The sequence below is a fragment of the Roseateles chitinivorans genome, assembly GCF_050632145.1.
In the GTDB taxonomy this organism is placed as follows: Bacteria; Pseudomonadota; Gammaproteobacteria; order Burkholderiales; family Burkholderiaceae_C; genus Roseateles; species Roseateles chitinivorans_B.
The window spans coordinates 1,276,083-1,295,416 of sequence record NZ_CP192577.1; the positions used below are offsets into that span (position 1 = coordinate 1,276,083).

The 19,334-nt window shown below is 69.9% G+C and carries 17 protein-coding genes; 15 read left to right on the plus strand and 2 right to left on the minus strand.

Annotation, left to right across the window (positions count from 1 at the left end; all coding sequences use genetic code 11):
- Window positions 1–52: 52 nt before the first annotated feature.
- Both ACQ86G_RS05895 and ACQ86G_RS05900 read right to left on the minus strand, forming a co-directional pair.
- Window positions 53–316 (minus strand): hypothetical protein, encoded by a 264-nt coding sequence (locus ACQ86G_RS05895; protein WP_431259725.1) that lies wholly within the window; start codon window positions 314–316, stop codon window positions 53–55.
- A gap of 93 nt (window positions 317–409) precedes the next feature.
- A complete protein-coding gene (locus tag ACQ86G_RS05900) occupies window positions 410–1,618 on the minus strand; it encodes a phospholipase A (RefSeq protein WP_431259726.1) in 1,209 nt (402 codons plus the stop codon).
- Window positions 1,619–1,852: 234 nt separating this feature from the next.
- On the opposite strand from ACQ86G_RS05900, the gene ACQ86G_RS05905 reads away from it, so the two are divergent.
- From ACQ86G_RS05905 to ACQ86G_RS05975, 15 genes are all read left to right on the plus strand, one after another.
- Window positions 1,853–3,154 carry a hypothetical protein gene (locus ACQ86G_RS05905; protein ID WP_431259727.1) on the plus strand — a complete coding sequence of 434 codons (1,302 nt, stop codon included), beginning with the start codon at window positions 1,853–1,855 and terminating at the stop codon, window positions 3,152–3,154.
- 201 nt (window positions 3,155–3,355) lie between these two features.
- On the plus strand, window positions 3,356–4,249 hold the full coding sequence (locus ACQ86G_RS05910; protein WP_431259728.1) for an N-acetylmuramic acid 6-phosphate etherase: 894 nt from the start codon (window positions 3,356–3,358) through the stop codon (window positions 4,247–4,249).
- A 108-nt stretch (window positions 4,250–4,357) separates the two neighbouring features.
- On the plus strand, window positions 4,358–5,647 hold the full coding sequence (locus tag ACQ86G_RS05915) for an MFS transporter (RefSeq protein ID WP_431259729.1): 1,290 nt from the start codon (window positions 4,358–4,360) through the stop codon (window positions 5,645–5,647).
- Window positions 5,644–6,828 (plus strand): acyltransferase family protein, encoded by a 1,185-nt coding sequence (locus ACQ86G_RS05920; RefSeq protein ID WP_431259730.1) that lies wholly within the window; start codon window positions 5,644–5,646, stop codon window positions 6,826–6,828. The genes ACQ86G_RS05915 and ACQ86G_RS05920 overlap by 4 nt, the downstream gene beginning before the upstream one ends.
- A gap of 49 nt (window positions 6,829–6,877) precedes the next feature.
- Window positions 6,878–8,386 carry a glycoside hydrolase family 10 protein gene (locus ACQ86G_RS05925; protein ID WP_431259731.1) on the plus strand — a complete coding sequence of 503 codons (1,509 nt, stop codon included), beginning with the start codon at window positions 6,878–6,880 and terminating at the stop codon, window positions 8,384–8,386.
- A gap of 546 nt (window positions 8,387–8,932) precedes the next feature.
- Complete coding sequence (locus ACQ86G_RS05930; protein ID WP_431259732.1) at window positions 8,933–12,376, plus strand: TonB-dependent receptor; 3,444 nt, start codon at window positions 8,933–8,935, stop codon at window positions 12,374–12,376.
- 293 nt (window positions 12,377–12,669) lie between these two features.
- Window positions 12,670–13,548, plus strand: coding sequence for a BadF/BadG/BcrA/BcrD ATPase family protein (locus tag ACQ86G_RS05935; RefSeq protein WP_431259733.1), 879 nt, complete (start codon window positions 12,670–12,672; stop codon window positions 13,546–13,548).
- The gene (locus ACQ86G_RS05940) at window positions 13,545–13,688 is read left to right on the plus strand and encodes a hypothetical protein (protein WP_431259734.1); all 144 of its coding nucleotides are present in this window, start codon (window positions 13,545–13,547) and stop codon (window positions 13,686–13,688) included. Before ACQ86G_RS05935 ends, ACQ86G_RS05940 begins: the two co-directional genes overlap by 4 nt.
- Entirely contained in the window at window positions 13,685–14,530 is an 846-nt protein-coding gene (locus ACQ86G_RS05945; protein ID WP_431259735.1) for an N-acetylmuramoyl-L-alanine amidase, read from the plus strand. The genes ACQ86G_RS05940 and ACQ86G_RS05945 overlap by 4 nt, the downstream gene beginning before the upstream one ends.
- Window positions 14,531–14,623: 93 nt before the next feature.
- On the plus strand, window positions 14,624–15,634 hold the full coding sequence (locus tag ACQ86G_RS05950; RefSeq protein ID WP_431259736.1) for an ABC transporter permease subunit: 1,011 nt from the start codon (window positions 14,624–14,626) through the stop codon (window positions 15,632–15,634).
- 7 nt (window positions 15,635–15,641) lie between these two features.
- Window positions 15,642–16,553 (plus strand): ABC transporter permease subunit, encoded by a 912-nt coding sequence (locus tag ACQ86G_RS05955; protein WP_431259737.1) that lies wholly within the window; start codon window positions 15,642–15,644, stop codon window positions 16,551–16,553.
- On the plus strand, window positions 16,553–17,497 hold the full coding sequence (locus tag ACQ86G_RS05960) for an ABC transporter ATP-binding protein (RefSeq protein WP_431259738.1): 945 nt from the start codon (window positions 16,553–16,555) through the stop codon (window positions 17,495–17,497). The genes ACQ86G_RS05955 and ACQ86G_RS05960 overlap by 1 nt, the downstream gene beginning before the upstream one ends.
- The gene (locus tag ACQ86G_RS05965) at window positions 17,494–18,480 is read left to right on the plus strand and encodes a dipeptide ABC transporter ATP-binding protein (protein WP_431259739.1); all 987 of its coding nucleotides are present in this window, start codon (window positions 17,494–17,496) and stop codon (window positions 18,478–18,480) included. The genes ACQ86G_RS05960 and ACQ86G_RS05965 overlap by 4 nt, the downstream gene beginning before the upstream one ends.
- Window positions 18,481–18,716: 236 nt before the next feature.
- Window positions 18,717–18,968, plus strand: a complete 252-nt coding sequence (locus ACQ86G_RS05970) for an antitoxin (RefSeq protein WP_431259740.1) — start codon at window positions 18,717–18,719, stop codon at window positions 18,966–18,968.
- A gap of 10 nt (window positions 18,969–18,978) precedes the next feature.
- Complete coding sequence (locus ACQ86G_RS05975) at window positions 18,979–19,287, plus strand: type II toxin-antitoxin system RelE family toxin (protein WP_431259741.1); 309 nt, start codon at window positions 18,979–18,981, stop codon at window positions 19,285–19,287.
- Window positions 19,288–19,334 lie beyond the last annotated feature (47 nt).

The following is a 19,334-nucleotide window of genomic DNA, read 5'->3' on the forward strand; positions in this document are numbered from 1 at the left end:
GTCTGTCGTTTCGCCGCCACCGCGACGGGCGATCGACGACCGCCTGCGTGGGTCAGCCCGCCGCCGGGCCCGGCGGCGTGGCGACCGGGCACATCGGCAGGCCGCCGGCCATCAGCGTGGCACGCTCGGCGTCCTCGGCCCGTCGCAGCGACACCAGCTCGGACCGCGTGCCGTAGAGCTCGTCGAGCTCCTCCAGCAGCAGCGCGCGCACCTGCGCCTCGGCCATGGGCGGCAACGCGCGGACCCATTGGCGGTCGCGCCCGTCCAGGCGGTAGACCACCACCCAGATCTCGCAGGTGTCGATGAATGCGGACATCCGTGCAGCCTAGTCCAGCCGCCCGGGCCTGGCGATGGGGGCTGCCCCCACCTGTGCGCCATATTCATCGAATCGCCGCCCCCGGACGGGGGATCAGCGCCATTCGACGACCGACACCCCCAGCCCGATCCGGGATTCGCGGAAGTTGTAGTCGATGAGGCTCTCCCCGTAGCCGCTGAACAGCTGCAGGTAGCCGTGCAGCCCGCCGCCGATCGGGAAGGCCCATTCCAGCTGCGCCGAGCCGCGCGAGCGGTCGCCGCCCTTCAGGCTGTGCCGCGCCGTCAGGGCCAGCACGTGCCGGCCCAGCTTCTGCGTCACCAGCACCTCGCCGCGACCGGCGTAATCCTGGATGCCCGGGTTGTCGTCGCTGCCGGTGTTGAGGATGCGCCACCAGGGACGCAGGCTCACCGTCGTCTCGCCGCGCTCCAGGCTGAGCTCGCCGATCACCCGGTTCCAGCTGCGCGACAGCGGCGCCGCCCGACCGTTGGACTGGTGGTTGAAGCTCAGGCCCACCATGCTGGCCTTCCAGCCGAACGGCAACCCGACGTCGGTCCCGTGGGTGAGGATCAGCTCGGGTTCGTAGTTGGTCTCGCGGAACGGCCGCGACTCGCGCCCGTTGTAGACCTGCCAGCGCGAGTTCTGCGTGTAGGCGCCCCAGACGGAGAAGGTGCCGTGGTCGTCGAGCGCCCAGATCTTGGACTTCAGGCTGATCTGGAATTTCGCCTCGTTCTTGTCCAGGTCCAGCGCCTGCACCACGCCGTTGTCCGGACTCTCGGACGACGCGGGACCCGGCGAGCGGTTGGACCGCGAGGTCCACGACACCGGCAGCAGGTAGACCGGCCGGTGGGGCCGCGGCAGGAAACGCGGCATCTGGTCGCGACAGGACAGCTCCCAGCGCTCCGACAAGGTCGAGCCGAGGTAGTTGCGGGCGCTGCCGGAGGCTTCCGGCAGGCGCGAGCAGGGGTCGTCGACGCGCGGCGCGCTGGCCGCGGCCGCCACGGGCAACGCGGCCGGCACCGGCTGGAGCCGGACCTGGGCAGCCGCCGATGGGGGCGACGCGTCCGGCGCCCGACCGTTCAGACGGTCGTAGCAGCCCAGGCGCGCATCGTTGTCGCGGATCGCGGCGCAATCGGCCGGCGTCTTCGCGGCGGCGGCGGCGGACAGCGCCGGGTTTTCCGCCGGCAACGCCGCCACCTGTGCGGACGCCTCCTGCGGCATCGCCACGATGAGTGCCGCCAGCAGCGCGGCGGCCCATGTCATCGCCATTGCCAGACGGCGGCGGAACTCCCTGATCGACAGCATCTTGCTTGGCCCTTGTTCAGTCGGGGCGTCGATTGCAAACAGCGTTCCCGGGTGCCATCGGCATAACTTTCCGGGACCACGCTCCCTAGAATCAGCCGCCATGCAGATGTCCCCGCCCGTCGACCGCGCCCCGCACCTCGCCCAACACCTGGACGCCCCCTCGCCGCGCCCCGCAAGTCCTGGCCCCGCTGGGCCGCGCTCGCTGCGCCGCTGCTGCTGGCGGCCTGCTCGCAGTTGCCCCGCACGCCGGCACCCGCGCCAACGCCGGGCGGACCGTTCAGCCCGGCCGCCCTGCAGGCGCTGCGACCGGCGCAGTTCCGCTCCACGGTCGGTAGCGCCGCCGAGGCCCAGGATCGCTGGGGCACCGACCGGGCCCGCATCCGGACCGCCTCGGCCCAGGCACTGGCAACGCCGCAGGACGGTGCGGCGCTGCGCGAGCTGGCGCAGGCGCTGCGGCTCGTGGCGCACTACCGGACCGAGATCGACACCGCCCGCCCGGCGCTGCTCGCCGCCCTCCCGGCGCTGGACGGCCAGCCGGCGGAGGTCCAGCGTCCGCTGCTGACGGCGGCCTACACGCTCTATGCGGTCGACGCCGCCCCGCTGTTGCGCCCGCTGCTGCCGCGGCTGGCCGCGCCGCGCGAGTTCGCCATCGCCGCCTACGCGCTGATGCAGACCCGCCAGCCGGCGGACCTGGCGCTCATCCAATCCCAGCTGGCGCAGCGCGACCGCGCCGAGCCGCGCCTGCAGGCGCTCGCCCAGGCGGTCGCCACCGCGCAGGGCCTGCCTCAGGCCGCCCGGCCGCCGCTGGCCGACCTGCTGACGATCCGTCCGGGCCATCCCGTCGTGTTCAGCTTCCAGCGGCCGGGTCGGCAGCAGATGGGACTGGCGCTGGTGAGGCAGGCCGACGGCCGCTTCGTCCGGCGTTCCGACGGCGGCCTGTTCAACATCGAGCAGCTGGCGCTGTCCAGCAGCGGCCTGCCCGGCACGATCACGCTGGGTAACACGCCACAGGGCCTGTTCACGATCCAGGGCGCGGGACGCGCGGCGTCCAACATCTGGATCGGCCCGACGCCTTACCTGCACACCAAGGTGCCCGGCGAAGCCAGCGTCGCCGAGTACGAGCAGCGCGCCCCCGGCCCGGACGAACCCGCGTGGTCGCTGGACCGGTACCGCTCGCTGCTGCCCGCATCGTGGCGCGACTACGCCCCGCTGCAGGAGGCGTGGCTGGCCGGTCGCGCCGGCCGCGACGAGATGCTGATGCACGGCAGCACCATCGATCCGCGCTACTACGCCGGCAGCCGCTACTACCCGGGCACGCCGTCGGACGGCTGCCTGGTCGCGATGGAGTACTGGTCCCCGGACGGCGTGATGGTGCACAGCGACCAGATCGCCTTGCTGCAGGCCTTCACCGCGCAGGGGAGCGACCGCGGCTACCTGGTGCTGATCGAACTCGACGCCGCCCCGACGCCGGTGGCCCTGGCCGAGGTGATCCAGTCCGTGCTGGAAGCCGAGGCCCGCACGACCGGACGTCGATGAGGCGCGAGCAGGGCATGAGGTTCGCGGACGCGAGGCCTCATGCCCGGATCGGGCCTGCGCGCCTGAGGTGACAGTCCTTGCCAGAGCCCTCGCGATTACCGTGGGTTATGGCGCGCCCGCCGCGTTTCATTGGCAGCCGGCCCGTACGCCCACTAGAGTAGGCCGCACCTTGCGGGCCTCCCCTTCCGCCCTGGCCGACCCATGTCCCACCCTCTGAAGACCGAAACCCCCAGCCCCCACCATCAAGACCTGGACCTGTACGACAGCGCCCGGCTGATGGAGGTCTTCATCGAGGACCAGCGGTCGGCGGTCGAGGCGGTGCAAGCGGCGGCGCCGGCGCTGGCCGCGGCGGTGGACGCGGCGCTGCCGCGCATCGCGGCGGGCGGGCGGCTGCTGTATGCCGGCGCCGGGACCTCGGGTCGGCTCGGCGTGCTGGACAGCGTCGAGCTGGTGCCCACCTTCTCCTGGCCGCGCGAGCGGGCGGTCGCCGTGCTGGCGGGCGGCGAAGGCGCGATGTTCGCCGCCGTGGAAGGCGCGGAGGACGACGAGCCTCAGGGTCGCCGCGACATCGAGGCGCTTGCGCCGACGCCCGACGACGTGCTGATCGGCATCGCCGCCTCGGGTCACACGCCCTACGTGCTGGGCGCCCTGGCCGCCGGCCGCGCCGCCGGCTGCCTGACGATCGCGATGGCCAACAACCCGGGCGCGGCCGTGCTGGCCGCCGGGGAGCATCCCGTCCTGCTGGACACCGGCGCCGAGGTCATTTCCGGCAGCACGCGGCTGAAGGCGGGCACCGCCCAGAAGATCGCGCTGAACAGCTTCTCCAGCGCGCTGATGGTGAAGCTGCACAAGGTCTACGGCAACCTGATGGTGGACATGAAGGCCACCAACGCGAAGCTGGTCCGTCGCGCCGTCGCGCTGACGATGCGCGCCGCCGGCACGGACGAGACGGCCGCGCGCGCCGCGCTCGACCAGAGCGGCTTCCACGTGAAGACCGCGACCGTGATGCTGCTGCGCCAGCTGGACGCCGCGGCCGCCCAGGCGCTGCTCGCGCGGCACGCCGGCGACGTTCGCGCCGCGCTGGCCGACCGCTGAGGCCGGCACCTCGGTCACCGGTCGCTCACGGTCCTCGCACGGCCCTCTCACGCAAGCGCTGCAATCCCCGATGCGGCACCCGCCCGGTTTGCGCCGACACTGAGCGCCATGCACGCTGATCCCGTTTCCCCGAGCGCCCGCGGCCCCTGGCGCTGGGTGCCCACGCTGTACTTCGCGCAGGGCATGCCTTACGTGGTCGTGATGACGCTGTCGGTCATCATGTACAAGAACCTGGCGATCTCGAACACCGACATCGCGCTCTACACCAGCTGGCTCTACCTGCCCTGGGTGCTCAAGCCGCTGTGGTCGCCGCTGGTCGAGATGCTGGGCACGAAACGCCTGTGGATCGTGACGCTGCAGTTCGCCGTCGGCGCGGCGCTGGCGATGGTGGCGCTGACCTTGCCGATGGAACGCGCGTTCCAGATGTCGCTGGCCGTGCTCTGGCTGATGGCGTTCGCGTCGGCGTCGCACGACATCGCCGCCGACGGCTTCTACCTGCTCGCGCTGGAGAAGCATGAGCAGGCCGCCTTCGTCGGCGTGCGCTCGACGTTCTACCGGGTGGCCAACATCGGCGGCCAGGGCGGCCTCGTCTGGCTGGCCGGCGAGCTGCATGACCGCGGCGACAGCTGGGTGCTCGCCTGGCAGGGCGTGATGGCGGTGCTGGCGGGCGGCTTCATGCTCCTCGCGGCCTGGCACCTGTGGCGACTGCCGCGGCCGTCCGTCGACGTCCCGCTCCCCCGCGACCAACGCGAGCCGGGCACCTTCTTCCGCATCTTCGCCGCGTTCTTCCGCAAGCCCGGTCTGGCGGTGACGCTCGGCTTCCTCCTGCTCTACCGCTTCCCCGAGGCGCAGCTGCTGAAGCTCGCCACGCCCTTCCTGCTGGACTCCCTCGACAAGGGCGGGCTCGCGCTGACCAACAAGGAAGTGGGTCTGGCCTACGGCACGGTCGGCCTGATCGCGCTGACGCTGGGCGGCCTGCTGGGCGGCTGGATCATCTCGCGCGTCGGCCTGAAGAAGGCGCTCTGGCCGCTCGTGCTCGCCATGCACGTGCCCAACGTGGTGTTCCTGGCCATGGCCTACGCCCACCCCGGCAGCCTGGCCGTCATCAGCGCGGCGCTGGCGGTCGAGCAGTTCGGCTACGGTCTCGGCTTCACGGCCTACCTGATGTACATGGTCCTCGTCGCCGAAGGCGCCCACAAGACCGCGCACTACGCCATCTGCACCGGCTTCATGGCCCTGGGCATGATGCTGCCGGGCATGTGGAGCGGCTGGCTGCAGGATCACCTCGGCTACCCGCACTTCTTCGCCTGGGTGCTGATCGCGACCGTCCCGTCGCTCGTCATGACCGCGCTGATCAGGATCCCGGAGAACTTCGGCCGCAAGGACCCCGCCGCATGAGCACGCCATCGAACGGCGGCCGCGGCTCCAGTGGCGCGGGAAACGCTGCCAGCGACCGCCTGCTGTCGCTCGACGCCTTCCGCGGCTTCGCCATCGCGGCCATGCTGCTGGTCAACAACCCGGGCGACTGGTCCGCGCTCTACGCGCCGCTCGAGCACGCCGCCTGGCACGGCTGGACCTTCACCGACTGGATCTTCCCGTTCTTCGTCTTCATCAGCGGGATCTCGATGAGCTTCAGCCTGGCCCGCCGCGGCCAGGTCGACGACCGCGTCGCGCTGCTGCGCCACATGTGGCGGCGGGGCGCCACGATCATCCTCATCGGGCTGGCGTTGAACCTCTTCCCGTTCTTCCACGTCGAGACGCTGCGCATCCCGGGCGTGCTGCAGCGGCTGGGGCTGATCACGATCCTGGTCGCGCCGATCGCGCTGTGGTGCGGCTGGCGCGCCCAGCTGGCGTGGTTCACCGGCCTGCTGCTCGGCTACGGCCTCGTCCAGACCTTCGTCGCCGTGCCCGACGCGTCGGGCGTCTGGCATCGCGGCTCGCTGCAGCCGGGCGAAGACGTCGGCGCCTGGCTCGACCGGACGCTGTTCGCCGGCCATCTGTGGGCCCACGCGAAGACCTGGGACCCCGAGGGCCTGCTGAGCACGCTGCCCGCCGTCGCGAGCCAGATCGCCGGCCTGCTCGCGGGGCGCTGGCTGGCGCAACGCGGCCGCGATCCCGGCGAGAAGGCGACCTGGTTCATGGTGTCGGGTCTTGCCTGCCTCTGGATCGCGCAGGTCCTCGACGCCTGGACCCTGCCCATCAACAAGAATCTCTGGACCCCCGCCTTCGTTTTCCTCACGACCGGCTGGGGATGCCTGGTGTTCGGCGTGTTCTACTGGCTGCTCGATGCCGCGCCGCTGCCGCGCCTGCGCGACGCGATGGCGCGCCGCCTGCGCCCGCTGGTGGTGTTCGGCATGAACGCGTTGTTCCTGTTCGCGTTGTCGGGCCTGGTGGCCCGCCTGCTCGGACTGATCCACGTCGCCGAGGGCGTTCCGCTCAAGGCCTGGCTGGTCGCGCCGCTGCGCGCGCTGCCCGTGGATCCGCGCCTGGCCTCGCTGCTGTTCGCCGCCGGTTTCGTGGCGGTGTTCTACGGCATCGCGTGGGCGATGTGGCGACGCGGCTGGATCGTGAAAGTGTGAGCGGCCCCTGCGGCGGCGCCCGGTGAGAGCCTTCGATGCGACGACGACAGTGGATGACCGCGGCCCTGGCCGCACCGGTACTCGGCTCCGTGGGGACGATGCTCTCGGGCTGCGGCACCGCCCCGCCACAGGGCCTGCCCGCGATACCGGGCGCCACGCCGGACGACGGCCCCCGCCGGCGCCCCGCGAGTTCCGCGCCGCCTGGGTCGCGACGGTCGCCAACATCGACTGGCCGAGCCGCCGCGGGCTGAGCGACGCCGCGCAGGTCGCCGAGATCCACGCGATCCTCGACAGCGCCCGCGCGCTGCGCCTGAACGCGATCGTGCTGCAGGTGCGGACCAGCGCGGACGCCTTCTACCGTTCGACGCTGGAGCCGTGGAGCGAGTACCTCTCCGGCGTGCAGGGCCAGGGCCCCGGCTACGACCCCTTGGCGCTGTGGATCGAGCAGGCGCATGCGCGCGGCCTCGAGCTGCACGCCTGGCTGAATCCCTACCGGGCGAAGCAGAGCGGTGGGAAGTCCGCGTCCGCCGCCACGCACCTGAGCCGCACCCGGCCCGAGTGGGTGAAGAAGTACGGCGACCAGCTCTGGATCGATCCGGGCGAGCCGGCCGCCGCGGAGCACACGCTGGCGGTCTGCCGCGACCTGCTCACCCGCTACGCCGTCGACGGCCTGCACATCGACGACTATTTCTATCCCTACCCGGTCCAGGACGCGGCCAAGCAGGACATCGACTTCCCGGACGAACCCAGCTGGCAGCGCTACCTGCTCGGCGGCGGCACCTTGCCGCGTGCCGATTGGCGGCGGGACAACGTCGACCAGCTGGTGCGGCGGCTGTACGAGCTGGTCCGCGACGTGCGCCCCACCGCCCGCGTCGGCATCAGCCCGTTCGGCCTGCCGCGGCCGGACCTGCGTCCCGCCGGGATCACGGGCTTCTCGCAGTACGACAAGCTGTACGCCCATGTCGAGCACTGGATGGCGATGGGCTGGCTGGACTACGTGGCCCCGCAGCTCTACTGGCCACGCGCCCAGAAGCCGCAGGCCTTCGAGCCGCTGATGCGTGCCTGGCAGGGCGTCAATCCGCTGGGGCGGCATGTCTGGCCGGGCCTGTTCACGAGCCGCGCCGCCAACGAGGCCGAAGGCTGGCCGCTCGACGAGATCCCGGCGCAGGTCGACCTCATGCGCACCGCGCCGGCGACGGGCGGGCACCTGCACTTCAGCATGGTCGCCCTGCTCAAGAACCGCCGGGACATCGCCGCCACGCTGCGCGACGGCGCCTACGCCCAGGCGGCGCTGACGCCGACCTTCCCCTGGCTGTCCGCGCCGGCGTGCGCGGCACCGTCCGTGTCGCGCGAGCCCGACGGCAGTTGGCGTGCGACCGTCGCCGGCACGCCGGCGTGCCGCTTCGCGCCGTGGCGCCGCCCGCCGGGCAGCGGCTGGCGCTTCGAGGTGCTCCCGCCCGACGGCCGGATCCACAGGCCCGGTCCCGGGGAGACGCTGGTGCTGTCCGCCATCAATGCGATCGGCGACGAGGGCCCGCGCGCGACGTTCGTCGCCTGAACCCACGCGATTTCTGTCGACTTGGCGCAACGACGCCCCCGGGTCGTGGGCGGTAGCCACGCCTAGGGGAAACCCTTGAAAACTGACTCAAAGAAGCTGGTGGCTCATGCACCGTCGCGCGCCGTCGCGCCCTGCCCCGGGGCCATGTTTCCGCCACGTGTTGCGCGCGTGCACCAACCGCAAACGCCAGTGAACACTTGTCACAGCTCCTCAACAATCGCTCTCCAGACTGCGCCGCTGACGCGTTGTCGAGGCGCCAGGACAGGCCATGCCAATTGGCTCGAATGGCGCATTGACAGCGCGACGTGAAGGGGAGCTCTCCCGATATTGCCGCATTGATGCGGCAGGTTTCGGCTGGTAGGCTTTTTGCTTCATAAGCGAAGAAGGCCGCTGCATAAGCCGGCCTCGCGCAATAACAAATCGAGGGCGGTCAAGGACGGACACGCGACAAATCGCGGTGAAGTCGGCCAAGGAAAACGTTTGCGGAACGTTTGATGCCTCCCTCGGAACGGGTTTTCGGTCTGACGTCGCACAGGAGCACAGGAAATGAATCAGAAGGATTGGTCGGGTTTTTCGCGGACGGCGCTATCCGTCGCGGTCGCCATCGTGGCGGCCGCGCCAGTGATGGCCCAGAACACCACGTCCGCCATCGGCGGACGCGTGGTCGGCGTTGACGGCAAGCCCGTCTCCGGCGCCACGGTGGTGATCCTGCACAAGGAGTCCGGCTCCTCGAACACGCAGACCACCGATGCCGACGGCCGCTACAGCGCCCGCGGCCTGCGCGTGGGCGGTCCCTACACCATCACGGTGAGCAAGGACGGCGACCGCGAAGTCTCCGAGAACGTCTACCTGGCCCTGGCCGAGACGCTCGGCCTGGACGTGCAGCTGGGCAAGGCCTCGACGCAGCTCGAGACCGTGGTCACCAGCGGCCGCGGCAGCGCCGCCAAGTTCAACAACGCGACGATGGGCGCCGGCACGCAGATCACGCGCGCCGACCTGGACGCGTTCGCCTCGTTCTCCGGCAACCTGCAGGACTACGCCCGCAACGATCCGCGCCTGGCGCAGACCGACAAGGAGCGTGGCGAGATCTCGGCCATGGGCCAGAACTCGCGCTACAACTCGATCACGATCGACGGCGTCGCCATCAACGACACCTTCGGCCTGGAAGGCAACAACCTGCCGACCGCCAAGCAGCCGATCTCGATCGACGCCATCCAGTCGGTGCAGGTCAACCTGTCCAACTACGACGTGACCCAGAAGGGCTACACGGGCGCCAACATCAACGCCGTCACCAAGTCCGGTACCAACGAGTACAAGGGCAGCGTGTACTACAAGTACCGCAACGACTCGATGATGGGCGAGCGTTTCGACCGCGGCACCGGCCGCTACACCGACTTCCTGGGCTTCAAGGAAGACACCAAGGGCGTGACCCTGGGCGGTCCGATCATCAAGGACAAGCTGTTCTTCTTCGCCAACTATGAAGAGACGAAGAGCAACCGCGCCCAGCCGGAATTCGGCCCGATCGGCAGCTCGCTGACCAACAACGCGATCTCGCAAGGCCAGCTCGACGCGATCACCAAGACCGCCAAGGATGCCTACGGCATCGACACCGGCTCCGTGCTGGGCACCTCGCTGCTGTCGGTCAAGGACTACCTGGCCAAGATCGACTGGAACATCAACGACCAGCACCGCGTCAACGTGCGCGTGGCCCGCACCGAGCAGTCCGACACCAACAACGGCGGCTTCGGCGGCTACAGCGCGACCGGTCTGCAGATGACCTCGCAGTGGTGGCAGCAGAAGAAGAAGATCGACACCGTCGTCGGCCAGTGGTTCGCCGACTGGACGCCGGACTTCTCGACCGAGCTGAAGATCTCGAGCCGCGACTACAACAGCGTGCCGCAGAACAACAGCAACCTGCCCTCGATCGGCATCCGCTTCAACGGCGCGCTGCCCGACGGCGCCCCGGCGGGCTCCAGCACCGGCAACCGCTTCGTCAACTTCGGCACCGAGCAGAGCCGCCAGTTCAACGTCCTGGACACCAAGACCGTCGACGGCTACCTGGGCGCGACCTGGGTCAAGGGCGATCACGAGATCAAGTTCGGCGGCGACATCCAGCGCAACAAGATCTACAACGCGTTCTTCCAGAACGTGAACGGCAACTACACGTTCGGCTGCGAAAGCGCGTGGCAGTACACCTTCGGCGCGATCAACTGCAACACCGCCTCGGCGGCGCTGGTGCAGCAGGCCGTGCTGGAGAACTTCACCCGCGGCCGTCCGTCCTCGTACCAGGTGCAGGTCCCCGTCGCGGGCGGCACGCTGAACGACGGCGCGGCGCAGTGGACGCTGCAGCAGGCCGGCCTGTTCGTGCAGGACACCTGGAACATCTCCAAGGACCTGAACATCACGGCCGGCTTCCGCGTCGACCAGATGAGCACGGACGACAAGCCGACGTACAACGCCGCGGCCGCGGCCGCCCCCGTCGCGGGCCGCGTGACCGGCCCGGCCGCGGTGGCCCGCGCCACCGGCGGCTTCGGTCTGGACAACTCGACCACCGTCGACGGCGAGAACCTGTTCCAGCCGCGCTTCGGCTTCAACTACAACCTGGACAACCGCACCGGCCACAAGAAGCAGATCCGCGGCGGCGCGGGCCTGTTCCAGGGCGCGGCGGCCTCCGTGTGGCTGACCAACCCGTACTCCAACACCGGCATGGCCACGCGCATCATCGGTTGCGGCGCCGCGGGCCTGAGCGCCTGCTCGCCGACGGCGTCGGGCGTGTTCAATGCGGACCCGACCAAGCAGCCGATCCTGACCGGCACCACGCCGGCCGCCAACGTCGACTTCATCCAGAAGGGCCTGGGCCAGCCGTCGGTCTGGAAGATGAACCTGGCCTATGACGCCGAGCTGCCGTTCTTCGGCATGAACTTCGGCGTCGAGTGGGTCTACACGAAGGTCCAGACCGGCATCTACTACCAGCATCTGAACCTGGGCGATCCGACCGCCACCGGTCCGGATGGCCGCTCGCTGTACTACACCCCGCAGAGCTATGACCAGCGCTGCTGGCAGAACACGAACGGCAGCCTGGCCACCAACGTCGTCGGTGGTTACGACTGCGGCGGCGGTCGCTCGCGCGCGTTGTCCAACGCCTCGTACAACAACGTGACGCAGGCGACGAAGACGAAGAAGGGCGACGGCAATGCCGTGACCCTGTCGTTCCAGCGCCCGGCGCGTGACGGCTTCGGCTTCGGCGTCGCCTACACGTACACGGAAGCGTCGGAAGTGAGCCCGCTGACCTCGTCGGTGGCCAACTCCAACTTCAACTCGCGTGCCGTCTTCAACCCGAACGAGAACGTGGCCGCCAACTCGGCGTACATGATCCGCGACCGCGTCACGGCCAACGTGACCTGGCAGAAGGCGTTCATCAGCAACCTGAAGACGACGGTGGGCCTGTTCTGGGAAGGCCGCAAGGGCAAGCCCTACAGCTGGACCTACCTGAACGACATGAACGGCGACGGCGTGGCCGGCAACGACCTGATGTACATCCCGGCGGCGCGCGGCGCGGCCGGCGTCAAGTTCGCCACCGCGGCGGACGAGGCGGCGTTCTGGAACATCGTCGACAACAACCCGGACCTGGCGAAGTACAAGGGCACCGTGGTGCCGCGCAACAGCTCGTTCTCGCAGTTCGTGAACAGCTTCGACCTGCGCCTGAGCCAGGAAGTGCCGGGCTTCTTCCCGCAGCACAAGGGCAAGGTCTCGTTCGACATCCTGAACATCGGCAACCTGCTCAACAAGAAGTGGGGTCGCATCGACGAGGTGACGTTCCAGTCGGCCGGCGGCAACCGTCGCAGCTTCGTGAACTTCGCCGGCATCGATGCGGCGGGCAACTACGTGTACCGCACCAACGCCAACGCGATCAACGACAACCTGGCCATCCGCCAGGTCAAGGGCGAATCGCAGTGGGCGGTCCAGGTGACGGCTTCCTACGAGTTCTGATCCACGACACGATCGACTGCACGATCTCCGCGATCGACCGGCCTCCGCGGCCGGTCCTTCACGGCACCGCAACGGGCTCCTTCGGGAGCCCGTTTTTCATGGCGCGGGCGGCGCAGCCCCGTCCGGCCCGCCAGGCGCGGGCGGGCGGGGACGCTCGACCGGCACCGGCACCGGCACCGACGTCAAGCGCCTCATTGCCGTCCATCAGCCATGAGCCCAACTCATACCTGCCACGCGCATTGACAATGGCGAACGCGCGAGGCCCCTCGTAAGCTCCGCGCGCCAACGCCGCCATGAGTCCGACGCCCTCCGCCACCGCCGATTTCCTCGCGCCCGACCGGCCTGTGCCGGCCCGCGCGGGTGCCGCATCGGGACCGGTGGGACTGAAGCTCGGCCTGGGCCTGGACGCCGGCGGCACGCAGACGCGCTGGGCGTTGGCCCGGCCCGACGGCACGCTGGTCGCGCGCGGCGAGGTCGGCGGCTTCAGCGCGCTGCTGCTGGACACCAGCGCCGGCCGGGTCGTGCTGGCGCAGACGCTGCAATCGCTGGCCGCCGCGGTCCTGTCGCACGCGGTGCCCGGCGCGCTGAGCGGACTGCAGGCCGGCATCACCGGACTCGGCGAACCGGAGGGCCCCGCGGGCCGGCAACTGCGCGCGCTGCTCGCTCAGCAGCTGGGTCTGGCGCCCGCGCAGATCCAGTGCGACAGCGACATCGCGCAAGCCTGGCACGCGCTCTTCCGGCCCGGCGAGGGTTACCTGGTCTACGCCGGCACCGGTGCGATCGCGGCCTTCATCGACGAGGCCGGCACGCTGCACCGCGCCGGCGGCCGCGGCCCGCTGCTGGGCGACGAAGGCGGCGGGCAATGGATCGCGCGCGAGGCACTCGCGCTGGTCTGGCGCCGCGAGGACGAGTCGCCCGGCGCCTGGACCGGTTCCCGCTCGCGCGACATCTCTTCGACGAGCTCGGCGACGCCGACTGGCCGACGACGCGCGCGTTCATGTACGGCGGCGACAGCGCGGCACGCCGAGGTTCGATCGGCCGGCTGGCGCTGGCCGTCGCGCGCGCCGCCGCGGACGACGACGCCGATGCGCTGGCCCTGCTGCATCGCGCCGGTCGCGAGCTGGCCCGGCTGCCGCTGGCGCTGGTGCGCCGGCTGGGCCCGCGGCCGGTGAGCGCCGCCGGACGTGTGCTGCAATTGCATCCGGCGATCGAATCGGGCCTGCGCGACGCACTGCCGCACGACCTGTCCCTCACCGTCCATCAACCCGACACAGCCCTGGCCGCCGCGCGGCGCGCGGCCCTCGCCTCATGAAAACCAAGCTCCTGACCCTCGCCGCCGCGGCCCTGCTGGCGGCCTGCGCCTCGCCGACGCAGCTGCAGATCGACCGCACCCACGTCTCCGAGAACCAGGACAGCCGCGCCCAGTTCCTGATCCTCCACTACACCGTGATCGACTTCGAGAAGTCGATGAAGGTGCTGACCACCGGCGGCAAGGTCTCGGCCCATTACCTGGTGCAGGACACCCCGTCCAAGGTCTACCAGCTGGTCGACGAGAACCGCCGCGCCTGGCACGGCGGCGTCAGCTACTGGGGCGGCGCCACCAACCTGAACTCGGCCTCGATCGGCATCGAGATCGTGAACCCCGGTTTCACCGAGACACCGATGGGCCGCGTCTACGCACCGTATCCGCAGGCGCAGATCGACGACGTGATCAAGCTGGTCAAGGAGATCGTCGCGCGCCAGGGCATCCGCTCGGACCGCATCCTCGGTCACAACGACATCGCGCCCGGCCGCAAGCAGGATCCGGGTCCGGCGTTCCCGTGGAAGCAGCTCGCCGACGCCGGGCTGATCGCGTGGCCGGACGCCGCGCAGGTCCAGATCAAGCAGGCGATCTATCAGGTCGCGCCGGTGCCGGATGCCGTCTGGTTCCAGAAGCGCCTGGCGCAGGTCGGTTACCAGACGCCGCAGACCGGCCTGCTGGACACCGCCACGCGCGAGGTGATCAGCACCTTCCAGATGAAGTACCGCCCGGCCGACTTCTCCGGCGGCATGGACGCCGAGACCGCCGCGCTGCTGGAGGTCGTCACGACGCCCGGCGGCCTGGTGATGAAAAAGCCGCTGCCGGCGGACAGCCAGCCGCGCTCGGCCTATTGAATCCGCCGACGCCTCGCCCGCCTCGCCCGCCTCGACCGGCCCGACCGCGCCTGTCGACCCCGACCGATCCTTCCCCGCCCGCCACCGCCCGCCTTGCTGAACTTCCTGCTCCGCCGCCTGGCCTCGTTGCTGCCGACCCTGATCGGGGTGACGCTGGTCGCCTTCGGCCTGATCCGGCTGGTGCCGGGTGATCCGATCGCGATCATGATGGGCGAGCGCGCGCTCGACGACGCGACCCATGCGCGGCTGATGCACGAGCTCGGCCTGGACCAGCCGCTGTGGCGCCAGTACGCGGACTACGTCGGCGGACTGCTGCACGGCGACCTGGGGCGCTCGCTGGTTTCTCACGAGCCGGTCTCGCACGAGTTCCTCGCGCTGTTCCCCGCGACGGCGGAGCTGGCGCTCTTCGCGCTGCTGCTGGCGATCTTGCTGGGCATGGCGCTGGGCACCGGCGCGGCGCTGCGGCGCGGCTCGCTGCTGGACCAGGGCGTGATGGGCGTGGCGACGGTCGGCTACTCGATGCCGCTGTTCTGGTGGGGGCTGATCCTCATCATGTTCTTCTCGGTGGGCCTGGGCTGGACACCGGTGTCGGGCCGCATCGCGGTCGAGTACGACGTCCAGCGCGTCACCGGCTTCATGCTGATCGACGCGGCGCTGCACGACGAGGCGGGCGCGTGGCGTTCGGCGCTGCGGCACCTGCTGCTGCCGGCGCTGGTGCTGGGCACCAGCACGACGGCGGTGATCGCGCGGATGACGCGTTCCAGCCTGCTGGAGGTCCTGCGCGAGGACTACATGCGCAGCGCCCGCGCGCGCGGCCTGTCTCCGGCACGGGTGGTGCTGGTGCACGGCCTGCGCAACGCGCTGATCCCGGTGATCACGGTGATCGGCCTGAAGGTCGGCAGCCTGCTCGCGGGCGCGGTGCTGACCGAGACCATCTTCAGCTGGCCCGGCATCGGCAAGTGGCTGATCGACGCGATCGCGCGGCGCGACTATCCGGTGGTGCAGGCGGGGATCCTGATCTCGGCCTGCACCTTCATCGCGGTCAACCTGCTGGTGGACCTGCTGTACGGCGTGGTGAACCCACGCATCCGCAAGCAGGGCTGAGACGTCCATGAGCGCCCTCCCCTCCACACCTTCGACCACGCCGACGATCGCGCCACCTGGCCCGCTCGCCGAGTTCTGGCGCGGCTTCTCCGCCAATCGCGGCGCGCTGGTCGCGCTGATCGTCTTCACGCTGCTGGCGCTGGCGGCGCTGCTGGCGCCCTGGATCTCGCCGCACGATCCGGTGCGGCAGTACCGCGAGCACATGCTCACCCCGCCGATCTGGATGGACGGCGGACAGATGCGCTTCGTGCTCGGCACCGACGAGCTCGGCCGCGACCTGCTGTCGCGCCTGCTGCACGGCGCGCGGGTGTCGCTGGGCATCGGCCTGGCGTCGGTGGTGCTGTCGCTGATCCCCGGCGTGCTGCTGGGACTGCTGGCGGCCTTCCATCAACGGCTGCTCGCGCCGGTCGTCATGCGCGTGATGGACGTGATGCTCGCGCTGCCAGGCCTGCTGCTGGCGATCTGCGTGATCACCGTGCTCGGCCCGGGCCTGACGAACACGGTGATCGCGATCGCCGTCGGCAGCCTGCCGGAGTACGTCCGGCTCACGCGCGCCGCGGCGCTCGCGGAGCTCGGCAAGGACTACGTCACCGCCAGCCGCGTGGCCGGCGCGTCGGCCTGGCGGCTGATGTTCTCGGCGGTGCTGCCGAACTGCACGGCACCGCTGATCGTCAACGCGTCGCTGAGCTTCTCGGCGGCGATCCTCGAGGCGGCCGGTCTCGGCTTCCTCGGCCTGGGCGTGCAGGCGCCGATGGCGGAGTGGGGCACGATGCTCTCGTCGGCGCGCGACTACATCGTCCGCGCGCCGTGGGTGGTGACGCTGCCGGGCCTGGCGATCCTGCTGTCGGTGCTAAGCGTCAACCTGATGGGCGACGGGCTGCGCGACGCGCTCGATCCGCGCCTGAAGAGGGTCTCGTGATGCTGGAGATCCGCGACCTGCGCGTGCGCTTCGGCGCGTTCCCGGCGGTGGACGGCGTCGACCTCGACGTCGCGCCGGGCGAGGTGCTGGGCATCGTCGGCGAATCGGGCTCCGGGAAGTCCGTGAGCATGATGGCGCTGATGGGCCTGATCGATCCTCCCGGGCAGGTGACGGCCACGGCGCTGCGCTTCCAGGGTCAGGACCTGCTGGGCATGAGCGCCTCGCAACGGCGCCGGCTGATCGGCAAGGACATCGCGATGGTGTTCCAGGACGCGCTGGCCAGCCTCAACCCGAGCTACACCGTCGGCCATCAGATCGAGGAAGTGCTGCGCACCCACCTCGGTCTGCGTGGCGCCGCGGCGCGCCAGCGCGCGATGGCGTTGCTGGAGCAGGTCGAGATCCCCGATCCCGCGAGCCGGCTGAAGGCCTATCCGCACGAGCTCTCCGGCGGCATGAACCAGCGCGTGATGATCGCGCTGGCGATCGCGTGCTCGCCCAAGCTGCTGATCGCCGACGAGCCGACGACCGCGCTCGACGTGACGATCCAGGCCCAGATCATGGATCTGCTGCTGCGCCTGCAGCGCGAGCAGGGCATGGCGCTGGTGATGATCACGCACGACCTGGCCGTGGTGGCGGAGATGGCGCAGCGCGTCGCCGTCATGTACGCGGGCCAGGTGGTGGAGACGGGCACGTTGCCCGAGGTCTTCGGATCGCCGATGCATCCGTACACGGCCGCGCTGATGGCGGCGATCCCGGAGCACAACCGCGGCGCGCACCGGCTGCAGGCGCTGCCGGGCATCGTGCCGGGCGCGCTGGACCGGCCGGCGGGGTGCCTGTTCTCGCCGCGCTGCCCGCGGGTGCAGGAGCGCTGCCGTGCCGATCGGCCCGATGTCGTCGACGGCGTGCGCTGCTTCTACCCGTTGATCGAGGAGTCCGTCGCATGAGCGCCGTGCCAGACAAGCCTGCCGCCGCCGGTGCGGCGCCGCTGCTGGTGGCGCGCGACCTCGCCCGGCATTACCGCGTGAGCCGCGGCTGGTTCGCGCCGAAGGCGACGGTGCGCGCGCTGGACGGCGTCAGCTTCTCGCTGGCGCCGGGGAAGACGCTGGCGGTCGTGGGCGAATCGGGCTGCGGCAAGTCCACGCTGGCGCGGGCGCTGACGCTGATCGAGACGCCGACCTCCGGCGACCTGCGCATCCATGGCCGCGACGCGGCCGACGCCTCGGCGCGCCAGGCCTTGCGACGCGACGTGCAGATGGTGTTCCAGAACCCGTATGCGGCGCTGAATCCGCGCAAGACGATCGCGTCGACGCTGGCGGAGCCACTGGTCATCAACACGCCGCTGAGCCGCGCCGAGCGGCAGGAGCGCATCGAGGCGCTGGCCGCGAAGGTGGGCCTGCGTCAGGAGCACCTGCAGCGTTACCCGCACATGTTCTCGGGCGGTCAACGCCAGCGCATCGCGATCGCGCGGGCGATGGTGATGCAGCCGGGCATCGTCGTCGCGGACGAGCCGACGTCGGCGCTGGACCTGTCGATCCAGGCGCAGATCCTGAATCTCTTCATGGACCTGCAGGCGGAGTTCGGGACGGGCTACGTGTTCATCTCGCACAACCTCGCGGTGGTGGAGCATGTGGCCGACGAGGTGATGGTGATGTACCTCGGCCGCGTGGTCGAGCACGGCGACAAGCGCCGCCTCTTCGCCCAGCCGCTGCACCCGTACACGCAGGCGCTGATCAGCGCCACGCCGGCGCTGCGCCCGGCCGACCGCCGCCAGCGCATCCGCATCCACGGCGAGCTGCCCAGCCCGCTGAAGCCGCCGACGGGATGCGCGTTCCATCAACGCTGCCCGATGGCCGTCGCGCGCTGCGCGGAAGTACGGCCGGAGTTGCGGGAGATCGATGGGCGGCTCGTGGCTTGTGATGTGATCTGACCGACGATTCACATCGGATGAAATGCGAGAGAGCGCCCTGCGCTTTCAAGTCAGCATTTCGGCTTTTTGAGGTGATTGCGGGCGACATCGGACGGGCGTGAAATTGCTGCCCGCCATCGTTTGGAGCCTACTCCATGTCGTTCCGCCTGCCCGAAACCTCGGCGTCCGCGTTGGGCCGCCCTGGCCCATTTCCGCCGGACGTCCCACCCATAATCGACTCGCCCCAAGGAGCCGATATGGACGCCATCGAACACGAATTGATCGTCAGCCTGACTGCATTCAAGAAGCAGACGGACACGGTCCTCAAAGAAGCGAAACATCGACCCATCACGGTGCTTCGCGGTGGCAAGCTGGCCTTTTACGTGATGGACCCGATCCTGTACGAGGCGGTCATGGATGACCTGGCCGATCAGGCCGCCTACCGGAAGACCATTGAACGGCTTTCCGACAAGTCGCCGCTGGTCGAGGTGGACTTTGACGACCTCTGAAGAGAAACCGTTGAAAGGACACCGCTATGGCATCCGCTTCCATGTAGATGCATGGCGGGAGTGGCTGAATCTGGACGGCTCCGTGCGGAAGCTTCTCAAAGGACTGCTGGGCAAGCGATTGAACAAGCCCCACGTCCCCGGATCCGCGCTCCACGGAGAACTGGCAGGCTTCTACAAGATCAAGTTGCTCAAGCAAGGCATCCGCCTGATCTATCGCGTCGAAGACGGCATCCTGATCGTGATCGTCTTCTGCATTGGGAAGCGGGAAGACGGACTCGCTTATGCGCTCACGCTCTCCCGGATCAGGCAGGCCAACTGAGTCCACATAACCCAGTGTTATGGTCCAACCCGCCCATTTCAGTTGTG